The sequence below is a fragment of the Bradyrhizobium sp. genome (assembly GCF_049691595.1).
Lineage (GTDB): Bacteria > Pseudomonadota > Alphaproteobacteria > Rhizobiales > Xanthobacteraceae > Bradyrhizobium.
On the sequence record NZ_JBAVNZ010000317.1, the window covers coordinates 1 to 8,104 of the forward strand.

The window sequence follows — 8,104 nt, forward strand, 5'->3', positions numbered from 1 at the left end:
GGACCACACGGTTTTGCCGTACGCTTTGGCGCCGTTCGTCCTGCGCGCCGGTTGATCGCTCACGAGAGACTCGCCCTGCGACACCGTTTCGCGCCGACGCTTCAGCGTCCACCGCATCCCCTCCCGCGTTCGTGACGATCGCGATACGCCCCTTGCCGGGAAAGGACGGGGCGAGCTGGTAGAACTGATTTGCCCGACAGGTTAAGCGGAATCTTGCCCGTCGGGTTGTTTTGCCGCAGCCACGGCGCCGTAGCGCGTGATGAGATTGGATCGAATTGCGTCCACGATGGAGCTGCGCTCCCTCTCCCGCTTGCGGGGGAGAGCCTGCCCCGGACTTGATCCGGGGGGTGGGGTGGGGGTGCCGCCGCGATTCGCACTGGTGGTGTGGAGGGAGTTTCCCCTACCCGCATCGCATCATTCGATGCGATGCGACCTCCCCCGCAAGCGGGAGAGGTGAACCCGCCTACGCAGCTGAAAGTCTCGTTCCCCGGATGCTGCGCAGCGCGGAGCGGTGCTGTGCGCTGCTGATCCGGGGTCCACAGGGCACCATTGTCCTGAGTCCTGGCTCTGCGGAGCAGCGTACTGGACGATGCTTTACATTGCCAGGAGCACGCTGCACCGCGTCCGGGACATGAAGCCCCTCACAGCACCTGATGCACGTCGATGACGACGCGGTCGGCGTGGCGGGCGGCGGAGCCGATGAACAAATGCTGCATCAGCCAGCGGTATTTTTCGGCGCCGGTCTCGAACTTCGGCACGGTGCGGAAGTAGATCAGCTTCGGATCGACCGGCTCGCCGCGCTTCAGCTTTTGCAGCAGTTCGACCGGTCCGAAGCGGATGCCCTTGTTTTCGACATAGACCACCGCGCCGTCATCGGTCTCGAAGGCATATTTCGCCTCGAGCTCGATCAGCTCGTTGGGCCGGATGATCTGGAAGTCGGCGCCGAACGCGCAGACCTTGCCGTTGACGCTTTCGCCCCTCACCTCGCCGCCCACGATCGGAATGATCCGGCGCACGCCGCTGCCGGTCTCGCCGGCAATGGTCACCTCGCCGATATGAGCGGTGATGGTGAAGACATATCTGGTTTCAAGTGCAGGCATCATTGGAAGTTCTCTCCACCCGAACCCGTGCGAATCGCGGAAACACCCCCACCCCGGCCCTCCCCCGCGAGCGGGAGAGGGGGTGCCGCCACACCCTTCGATCTCGCGACATCGTTAGTGGGCCATCATGCGTTGCGGCAGCCAGGTCGCCAGCAGCGGGAATGCGATCAGGATCACCAGCCGGACGAGGTCGGTCGCCACGAACGGGATCACGCCCCGGAAGATCGTGGCGAACGACACGTCCTTGACCACGCTCTTGATGACGAAAACGTTCATGCCGACCGGCGGATGAATCAGGCCAAGCTCCACCGTCATCACGATGATCACGCCGAACCAGATCGGGTCGAAGCCGAGATGGGAGATCACCGGAAAGATGATCGGCACCGTCAGGATGATCATCGCCATCGCGTCCATCAGGCAGCCCAGCACCAGGTACATCACCATGATCAGGGCGAGGATGCCGTAGCGGCCGAGCCCGAGGCCGGTGAGAAGTTCCGTCACCTTTTGCGGGGTCTGCGTCACCGTGAGGAAATATCCGAAGATCAAGGCGCCGATCAGCACCGTGAAGACGGCCGCCGCGGTGCGGGTCGCCTGCAGCAGCGAGGTGAGGATTTTTTCCTTGTCCAGCCGTCCGGTGAGCAGGCCGATCAGGAACGCGCCGGTCGCGCCGACGCCGCCGGCTTCGGTCGGCGTAAAGCGCGGCAGGAACGGCAGGCCGTAGAGCCCGCCGATCACGAACACGAACAGCAGCACCGGCGCCCAGATGTTTTTCAGGCCCGCGAAGCGTTCGCGCCAGCTGGTTTGCGGGCCCGTTGGCAAAAAGCCCGGCCGGAAATAGCCGATCAGCGCGATCGTCAGCATGTACATCGTCATCGCGAGCAGGCCGGGAATGATGCCGGCGATGAACAGTTTTCCGATGTCCTGCTCGGTGATGATGCCGTAGACCGCGAGCACGGTCGAGGGCGGCAGCATGGCGCCGAGCGTGCCGCCGGCCGCGATCACGCCGGTGGCAAAGGACTGCGGATAGCCGAAGCGGCGCATTTCCGGATAGGCGACGGCGTAAAACGTCGCGGCGGTGGCGACCGACGAGCCGCAGATGGCGGCAAAGCCGCCGCACGCCGCCACGGTGGCGATGCCGAGCCCGCCGCGCAAGTGTCCAACGAAACCGTTGGCGGCGCGGAACAGCTCGCGGCTCATGCCGGAATTGCTGACGAAGGTGCCCATCAACAGGAACATCGGAATCACGCCGAAGGTGTAGTCGGTCACCGTGCGCATCGAGGTCTGGCCGACCAGCTTGAGCGCCGGCGTGGCGCCGACCAGGTAACCGAAGCCGGTGACGCCGACGAGGCCCATCGCCATGCCGACCGGCACGCGCAGCAGCATCAGGGCGAACAGCGCGACAAACCCGAGGATCGCGACGGCATCGGTGCTCATGCCGTCTACTCCACGGCCTTGATCTGGGGATCGTGCATCAAGTCCGGAGAGACGATCAGCCGCCAGGTGCGGATCGCGATCAGCAGCACCGCGGAGACGTCGCCGGCCCATGCGACGGCGAAAAACGGCCAGGTCGGCATGTGCATGTCGAAGGTGAGGACGTTGTCGTGGTAGGTGCCGCGCACCTTGTCGAACAGCGTCCAGGTCTGCACCGTCACCACGAACAGCAGCACCAGCGTCGCGAACACGTCGATCCAGCGCTGATATTTCGGACTGACATTGGCCCAGACCAGGTCGACGGTAATGTGCCCGCCGCGATAGCTGGTGGCGGCGATCCCCCAGAAGATCAGGATGCCGAGCAGCATGCGCCCGATATCGAAGGAATCCGGGATCGCGTAGTTGAGCGTGTTGCGCAGGATGACCGAGACGAAGATGTTCGCCGCCACGATGCCGACAAAGCCGGCCGCGATCCATTCGATTGTGTCGATAAACCGATCCATCGACGCGCGATTCATGTGCGGGGGAGTCTCCAAACCGGGATGATTTCAGGAAGGCCCAGCGTGGTCCACCTCGCCCCGCATGCGGGGCGAGGGAGTTTTAGAACCCGCTCGATCGAACCCGGTCTCATCACATTTCAAGATTGCAGGGAAGCGGCGGCAGGCTGTCCCGCCGCCGTCGATGTCGGCGCTCAATCTTACTGCGCCAGCGCGTTGTACTTGGCGAGCGCCGCGCGCAGTTCGGCCATCGCGGCGTCCGGATCGGCACCGACCTTCTTGACGCCCTCGCCCCAGGTCTTGGTCAATGGTTCGGACGCCTTCTTCCACAGCGCGGTCTGCTCGCCCGTCAGCTTGTAGACTTCGTGACCTTCCTGCGCCTTCACCTTGTCGATGCCGGCGTCCTCGAACTTGCCCCACGGTTCGCCGACGCGGCCGGCGGCTTCGGTGTTGCAATTATTGTCGATCGCCTTTTTCTGCATGTCGGACATCTGGTTGTACTTGTCCTTGTTCATCACGAAGGCGAAGGTCGTGACATAGAGCGGCGCGTCGATGTGATATTTCGTCACCTTGTCGATGCCGAACAGCACCAGCGAGCCCCACGGGAAGGTGACGGCGTCGGCGACGCCGCGCTCGATGATGTCGCGGACCTCCGGCGCCGAGGACTGCACGTTGGTGCCGCCGAGCTGGGTCACGAAATTCGCCATGGTGGCGTGCGCCGGCCGCACCTTCATGCCCTTGACGTCGTCCGGCACCACGATCTTTTTGGTCCGGGAGTGGAACGACGAGGGCGAGTGGATGAAGGCGAGGCAGAACTTGACGTCCTTCATCTCCCTCTCGGCATATTTGCGGTACCAGGCGTCGAGCGCCATCGAGCCGCCCCTGGCGTCCGACATCAGGAACGGAAGCTCGCCGGCGCCGATGATCGGGAATCGTCCGGGCTGATAGCCGGGATTGACGTAGGTCACATCGGCGATGCCGTCGCGCGCCATGTCGTAATGGTCGAACGCCTTGCCGAGCTGCTGGGCGGGATAAACCTTGGATTTGACGGTGCCGCCGGATTCCTTCTCGACCGCGGCGCCCCAGTCTTCCAGCGCCTTTTGCAGCGGATGGGAGGCCGGCACCCAGTGCGACAGTTTCAGCTCAAACGTCTTGTCCTGCGCCAATGCCGGCGTCACGCTCGCGACCAGCAGCAGCGCCGCTAATTTCTTCCTCATCGAGATCGTCTCCCTCATGCGTTCAGGCGCTTCATGGCCCTTTGCGAACATTGTTATATGATATAATTATCATTGCAAGTCTGCGACGACGACCGGCAGACTATAACAATCGGGGAGCAAGGTTTGCGGACAAAAGTAGCAATCATTGGCGCGGGGCCGGCGGGATTGCTGCTCGGGCAACTGCTTCACAGCTACGGTATCGACAACGTCATTCTCGAGCGCCAGACGCCGGATTATGTGCTCGGCCGGATTCGCGCCGGCCTGCTCGAGGAGGGCACCGTGGCGCTGCTCGACCAGGTCGGCGCCGGCGCCCGCGCCCATCGCGAGGGCCTGGTCCATCATGGCGTAGGGCTTGCCTTCGGCGGCGCGCGTCATCGCATCGACATACATCAGGCGACCGGCAAGACGGTGATGATCTACGGCCAGACCGAGGTGACGCTCGACCTGATGAACGCGCGCAAGGCGGCCGGCCTCAGCTCGGTCTATGAAGTCGCCGACGTCAAACCGCTTGATTTCGACACCGACCGTCCGCGCGTCAGCTATGTCAGAGACGGGGTGACGCAGGAGATCGCCTGCGACTTCATCGCCGGCTGCGACGGCTTCCATGGCGTCAGCCGCGCCAGCGTCAAACCGTCGGCGATCCAGACTTTTGAGCGGATCTATCCGTTCGGATGGCTCGGCATCCTCTCGGACACGCCGCCGGTGTCACATGAGCTGATCTACAACAGCCATCCGCGGGGATTTGCGCTTTGCACGATGCGCTCGACCAGGCGCAGCCGCTATTACCTGCAATGCCCGCTCGACGATCACCTCGATCAGTGGCCGGATGCGCGGTTCTGGGACGAGTTGAAGCGAAGGCTCGACCGCAAGGCGGCCAGCGAACTCGTCACCGGGCCGTCGATCGAAAAGAGCATCGCGCCGCTGCGCAGTTTTGTCGCCGAGCCGATGCGGTTCGGACGGATGTTCCTGGCCGGCGACGCCGCCCACATCGTGCCGCCGACCGGCGCCAAGGGTTTGAACCTTGCCGCCAGCGACGTGCATTATCTCTCGCATGCACTGCGCGAATATTACGACGAAAAATCATCCGCCGGCATCGACGGCTACTCGACCAGGGCACTGGCGCGGGTCTGGAAGGCGGTGCGCTTCTCGTGGTGGATGACCTCGATGCTGCACCAATTCCCCGATCAGGGCGAATTCGGCGCACGGATCCAGGTCGCCGAACTGGATTATCTGGTCAGTTCGAAAGCCGCATCGGCCTCGCTGTCGGAGAATTACGTGGGATTGCCGTTTTAGCTCGTCGCCGGACAGGCACCGCCGTCATTGCGAGAGTCAGCGACGTTTCAAACACCCAACGAAATCCCGTTTAAAACTTTGTAGGCGGTGAATTTGTCGGGGCAACCGCGTTCAATGGCGACATCTATCACCAGCACCCGAGCCACCGATGACCGCTAACACTGCCGCCGACGTTCCCGCAGGCTTCGAGCGCCATTTTCGCCAGAGCCCGCTCACCGATCCCTGGGAGCCGCTTTATTCCAAGCGGACCGAGAAGGCCGTGATCATCGGCCTGCGGCTGGCAAGACCGCATACCAACGGCCGCGGGCTGATTCATGGCGGGCTGATTGCCGCGCTCGCCGACAACGCGATGGGCCATAGTTGCGCCCATCAAATGGGCGGCGTGTCTTCGCTGGTGACGATCGGGCTCGCGGTCGATTTCATCGGCACCGCGCAGGTCGGGCAATGGCTCGCGGTCGAGACCGACGTGATCAGGACCGGCAGCACGATCTGCTTTGCGCAGAGCCTGATCCGGGCCGATGACGTGATCATCGCGCGCGCCAATGCGACGTTTCGGGTGGCGCCGAAGAAGGCGGGCGTCATTCCGGGGCGCGCATAGCGCGAACCTCAAATTGCGCATCGGGAAACCTCGAGATTCCGGGTCTGGCTCTTCGAGCCATCCCGGAATGACAGCATGAGCTACCCGAAATGCCAGTCGCTGGCCTCGGCCACGAGATCGATGAAGGTGCGAACCTTGGCCGACAGCAGCCGCGACGTCGGGTAGACGATATGGATCGGCAGCGGCGGCTGCTCGAATTTCGCCAGCACGATTTTGAGCCGCCCGGCCTTGAGTGACGCGGCCGCCTGATAGGCCATGACGCGGGTCAGGCCGCCGCCCTGCTCGGCATACTGGATCGCGGCGTCGGCGCTGTTGGTGGAAAAGCGCGGCGTGGTCGGTACGCGAATCTCGCTTCCGTCCTCGATGAAGCGCCAGTCCGGCGGCGCGGTGATGGCGCCGAACTGGATGGTGTCATGCGAAGCAATCTCGCCGGGCCGCTTCGGCTCGCCGCGCGCCTCCAGATATTCCTTCGCGGCCACCACGATCCGCCGCATCTCGCCGACATGGCGCGCGACCAGCGTCGAATCCGGCAGGTGCCCGATCCGCACCGCGAGGTCGACGCCGTCTTCCACCAGATTGATCGTGCGGTCCGACAGCCGCAGATCGGCGCTTACGTCGGGATAGCGCCGCAGGTAGGCCGACATGACCGGGCTGACGTGCAGGCGGCCGAATCCGACCGGCGCGGACACCACCAGCCGCCCGCCCGGCCGCGTGCGTTCGCCCTCGGCCGAGGCTTCGGCTTCCTCGACATCGGCGAGAATTCTTCGCGCGCGTTCGAGGTAACGCGCACCGGTATCGGTCAGCGTCACCTGCCGCGTGGTTCGCTGCAGCAGCCGCGCGCCGAGGCGATCTTCCAGCGCTGCGATCAGCCGCGTCACCCCGGACGGTGACAGGCCGAGCTTGCGCGCGGCGGGGGCAAACCCTTTCAGGTCGGCCACGACGACAAAGGCCTGCATGGCGTCGATCCGGTCCATGCCATTATTTCATATATCACAATAATGAAGTGTCAATTCATATAATTGTTTCCAATCTGGATGAGGAGCATCTTGCGTCTACGACGCGGTTCGAAGGAGGCTCACATGTCGGACACCCGGACTTTTTCCAGCGATGTCGCGTTCACCCCGGCGGTGAAGGCCATCCAGACGCGCAAGGGCTCGCGCGGGGCCTATGCCCGCGTCGAGCAGCAGGGCGGCTGGCGCACCGAGGTCGACGAAAACCTCGCCGGCTTCCTGGCCGAGGCCGACAGCTTCTATCTGGCCACCGCGACCGCCGACGGCCAGCCCTACATCCAGCATCGCGGCGGCCCAAAAGGCTTCGTCAAGGTCCTGGACAGGAACACGCTGGCCTTTGCCGACTACCGCGGCAACCGGCAATACATCACGCAAGGCAATCTGTCGGAAAACCCCAAGGCCTATAATTTCGTGATGGACTATGCGCATCGCCGCCGCGTCAAGCTCTGGGGCGAGGCGCGGGTGGTGGACGACGATCCGGCGCTGCTGGAGCAGCTGATGCCGCGAGGCTACAAGGCACGGCCCGAGCAGGTGATCCTGTTTACGATTTCGGCATGGGACACCAATTGCCCGCAGCACATCCCGCAAAAATTCGATGCCAGCGACGTCGCCGCGGCGCTGGCCTCGCGTGACGCGCGGATCGCCGAACTCGAGGCGGAGCTGGCCGCATTGAAGGGCGAGCCTGCCCCGACGGCTTAAGCTGCCTCTTGCAGCGGCGCCCAGGCAAAGTCCGGATAGTATTGAAGCATCATCCGGTCGACATAGGCGGTGAGGTTTCTGAAATGCTCGGTGCGCTCGCGCAGTTGCGAGGAAAAATATGGCGTCAAAATCCCGGCCAGCGCGGCAAACGCGGTGGCATCGGTGCCGCAGGGCTCCTCGCCCATCAGATAGGGCTTGTCCCCAAGCTGCACCGACAGCGAAAACAGCGAGCGGACGGCAAGATCGATGTCCTCGTCCG

General features: G+C 63.8%; 9 protein-coding genes. 3 read left to right on the forward strand and 6 right to left on the reverse strand.

Features of this window, described 5'->3' with window-relative positions; genetic code table 11:
• Positions 1-641: 641 nt before the first annotated feature.
• The 4 genes from WCE35_RS13985 to WCE35_RS14000 all read right to left on the reverse strand — a co-directional run bounded on the left by WCE35_RS13985 (position 642) and on the right by WCE35_RS14000 (position 4,245).
• Positions 642-1,103 carry a DUF3237 domain-containing protein gene (locus WCE35_RS13985; protein WP_424593935.1) on the reverse strand — a complete coding sequence of 154 codons (462 nt, stop codon included), beginning with the start codon at positions 1,101-1,103 and terminating at the stop codon, positions 642-644.
• A gap of 111 nt (positions 1,104-1,214) precedes the next feature.
• A complete protein-coding gene (locus WCE35_RS13990; RefSeq protein ID WP_424593936.1) occupies positions 1,215-2,534 on the reverse strand; it encodes a TRAP transporter large permease in 1,320 nt (439 codons plus the stop codon).
• A 5-nt stretch (positions 2,535-2,539) separates the two neighbouring features.
• Complete coding sequence (locus WCE35_RS13995) at positions 2,540-3,049, reverse strand: TRAP transporter small permease (RefSeq protein ID WP_424593937.1); 510 nt, start codon at positions 3,047-3,049, stop codon at positions 2,540-2,542.
• 179 nt (positions 3,050-3,228) lie between these two features.
• Positions 3,229-4,245, reverse strand: a complete 1,017-nt coding sequence (locus tag WCE35_RS14000; RefSeq protein ID WP_424593938.1) for a TRAP transporter substrate-binding protein — start codon at positions 4,243-4,245, stop codon at positions 3,229-3,231.
• 123 nt (positions 4,246-4,368) lie between these two features.
• Here WCE35_RS14000 and pobA point away from each other — a divergent pair, with 123 nt between their 5' ends.
• Complete coding sequence (gene pobA / locus WCE35_RS14005) at positions 4,369-5,538, forward strand: 4-hydroxybenzoate 3-monooxygenase (protein ID WP_424593939.1); 1,170 nt, start codon at positions 4,369-4,371, stop codon at positions 5,536-5,538.
• A 148-nt stretch (positions 5,539-5,686) separates the two neighbouring features.
• A complete protein-coding gene (locus WCE35_RS14010; protein WP_424593940.1) occupies positions 5,687-6,136 on the forward strand; it encodes a PaaI family thioesterase in 450 nt (149 codons plus the stop codon).
• Between the two features lie 80 nt (positions 6,137-6,216).
• On the opposite strand, the gene WCE35_RS14015 is transcribed toward WCE35_RS14010, so the two are convergent.
• Entirely contained in the window at positions 6,217-7,110 is an 894-nt protein-coding gene (locus WCE35_RS14015; protein WP_424593941.1) for a LysR family transcriptional regulator, read from the reverse strand.
• Positions 7,111-7,215: 105 nt separating this feature from the next.
• On the opposite strand from WCE35_RS14015, the gene WCE35_RS14020 reads away from it, so the two are divergent.
• Complete coding sequence (locus tag WCE35_RS14020) at positions 7,216-7,845, forward strand: pyridoxamine 5'-phosphate oxidase family protein (RefSeq protein WP_424593942.1); 630 nt, start codon at positions 7,216-7,218, stop codon at positions 7,843-7,845.
• Here WCE35_RS14020 and WCE35_RS14025 read toward each other — a convergent pair.
• A partial coding sequence (locus tag WCE35_RS14025; protein ID WP_424593943.1) for a glutathione S-transferase C-terminal domain-containing protein occupies positions 7,842-8,104 on the reverse strand: 263 nt, incomplete at its 5' end. The two genes, WCE35_RS14020 and WCE35_RS14025, sit on opposite strands and share 4 nt — an antisense overlap.